This window comes from Streptomyces sp. FH025, from assembly GCF_017427025.1.
Classification (GTDB): Bacteria; Actinomycetota; Actinomycetes; order Streptomycetales; family Streptomycetaceae; genus Kitasatospora.
The window spans coordinates 1-1,975 of sequence record NZ_JAFLNG010001022.1; the positions used below are offsets into that span (position 1 = coordinate 1).

3 protein-coding genes are annotated in these 1,975 nt (G+C 73.6%); all 3 read right to left on the minus strand.

Annotation, left to right across the window (positions count from 1 at the left end; all coding sequences use genetic code 11):
* Window positions 1-685 (minus strand): hypothetical protein (locus J0670_RS36840; protein ID WP_207817135.1); only part of this gene is annotated, 685 nt, incomplete at its 3' end.
* Window positions 682-1,326 carry a hypothetical protein gene (locus tag J0670_RS36845; protein WP_207817136.1) on the minus strand — a complete coding sequence of 215 codons (645 nt, stop codon included), beginning with the start codon at window positions 1,324-1,326 and terminating at the stop codon, window positions 682-684. The genes J0670_RS36840 and J0670_RS36845, both read right to left, overlap by 4 nt.
* A 195-nt stretch (window positions 1,327-1,521) precedes the next feature.
* Window positions 1,522-1,722 carry a hypothetical protein gene (locus J0670_RS36850; protein WP_207817137.1) on the minus strand — a complete coding sequence of 67 codons (201 nt, stop codon included), beginning with the start codon at window positions 1,720-1,722 and terminating at the stop codon, window positions 1,522-1,524.
* Between the last annotated feature and the right edge of the window lie 253 nt (window positions 1,723-1,975).

Genomic DNA, 1,975 nt, shown 5'->3' on the forward strand with positions numbered 1-1,975 from the left:
AGGACCACGCGACGACGAACGGCGTGACCCGGTAGGGGCCCGGCATGGCGGCGGCCCGCTCCAGGTCCGCCTCGCTGTCCACGAACACCGTGCCCCGGCCGCCGGAGTCGGCCCCGGACTGCACCACAACCCTGCCCGAGGACACCAGCCGGCGCAGGTCCGCGAGCGGGGGCAGTTTCCCGTCGACCCGAGCGCCCGGGAGCCGGACGTGCACGGGTACCCCAGCGAGGGCGAGGATCTGCCCGAACGCGGCCTTGTCCTCCAGGCGCTGCCTCAGGTCGGCGTCGATCGCGGAGACCAGGCCCCCGGGACCGGCCCACGACCGGAGCTGCTCGGTCGAGTACCAGGCGTTGACGACGACGGGCCGCCCGAGTTCGGCCACGGCGGCCCGGGCCGCCTGATCGACCTGGGCGGCCCAGGAGCGGCGTTCGGCGACGCCCCTCACCCTGCCGATCTCCTCCCCCGCGAGGACCCTGCGGGCGCTCGCAGCGTCCCACGCGCGGTAGGCACCGATCGCGAGGTCGGGGCGCATGGCCTCCATCGCGGCCGGGCCCGAGTAGACGGTGCGGCCGGAGCTGGTGAAGCGCTCGATGCTCACCAGCGCCCGGCCCGCGAGGAGGGTCTGAACCTCGGCCGCGGCGGTCCGGCTCACCTCCGGGTCGACCACCAACCTGCGGGCGCTCACGCGGTCCGCCCGTACTCGGAGACGGTCGGCATGTTGGCGAGCGCCGCACCGACAACGATCTCGGTCATCTCCTGCGGGGTGTGCTCGGAGGTGTCGAAGACCAGCAACCTCCGGTGCCGGCGGGCCATCCCGTGGAGCAGGTAGGCGGTGAACTGGTTGGCGAACGCGGGGTCCTCGACGCTGCGCCGGTCGACGGCGTCCACGTCGGCCCGGCCGGCCATACGCTCCGCCCGGACCTCCACCGGCGCGTGCAGGTACACCGCCAGGTCGAACGGGACGAACAGCCGCGGCCAGCGCAGCGCGAGGGCGGCCGCGACGTACGGTCCGCCCGCCATCCCGAACGCGACCGTGCGGTCCACGTAGCCGTCCTGGACCAGGATCGTGTCGGGCTGGGGCGGGAAGAGACGCACCAGGGCGGCGTCCACCGCGTACCCGCCGAGCAGGTAGGCGGTGGTGATGAACGCGCTGTCGGGCTGGCGGACGAGGTGCAGCCGCCGAAGCGTCGACTTGACGGGGTGGTGCTCGGCGAGCAGCCCGCGGTGGCGGGCGGCGCGGTGCCCGAGCGACTCGAAGGCCCCGACGAGGTCGGTGGCGAGGGTGGTCTTGCCGGACATGTCGAGTCCGTCAACGAGGATCCGCACAACAGGGCCTTTCTCGGGCGAGAAGTGGACCGAACTGTGGTCGGAGCAGGTGGCACAGCCTCCCGGGCCTGATGTCGTCTACAGGACCGGGAGGCCGGGGTGCCGACGTCGCCACGCGGGGCTGACGCGCATGGCACCGGATCCGCCCGCCCGGTGTGCCAATCATGGGAATGCGGGCGGAGATCAGGGCTCCGGCTAGCCGGAACTGTGCTGGGGGCAGGTGCAGTCGGGCCAGAAGTCGAGCCGGAGTTCGACCGTCGGAGGGTCGGGCTCGGGGATGACCTCGATCGGGGGCGACACGTTGTACCGCCGACCCTCGGCATCCACCTGGTAGGTGCGCACCCAGAGGCCGGTCCGGCGCGCGGCCAGCGGCACGAAGTTGGTGGAGGGGGTCATCTCAGCCCCCGCCGCCGGCGCCGCCGACGAGCCTCGCCGATCTGCCGGAGCACCATCGCCCGACGCCGGACACGGTTCAGGTCAACCGCGTGGTTCACGAGGCGCTCCCGTACCGCGCCGCGGCGGCGGTGGTGCACGGCCACGGGACGTCGCAGCGGGGACACCGCCCCGTCTCGGAGCGGTGCTCGTCGGCCAGGATCCGGGCCTCGGTGGCGGCCGTAGCGGTCTTGGACGTCTGGCTCGGCGGTCGCCG

Excerpts from the sequence above, each read along its gene's own strand:
- J0670_RS36850 (WP_207817137.1), bottom strand. The coding sequence starts at position 1,722 with ATGACCCCCTCCACCAACTTCGTGCCGCTGGCCGCGCGCCGGACCGGC.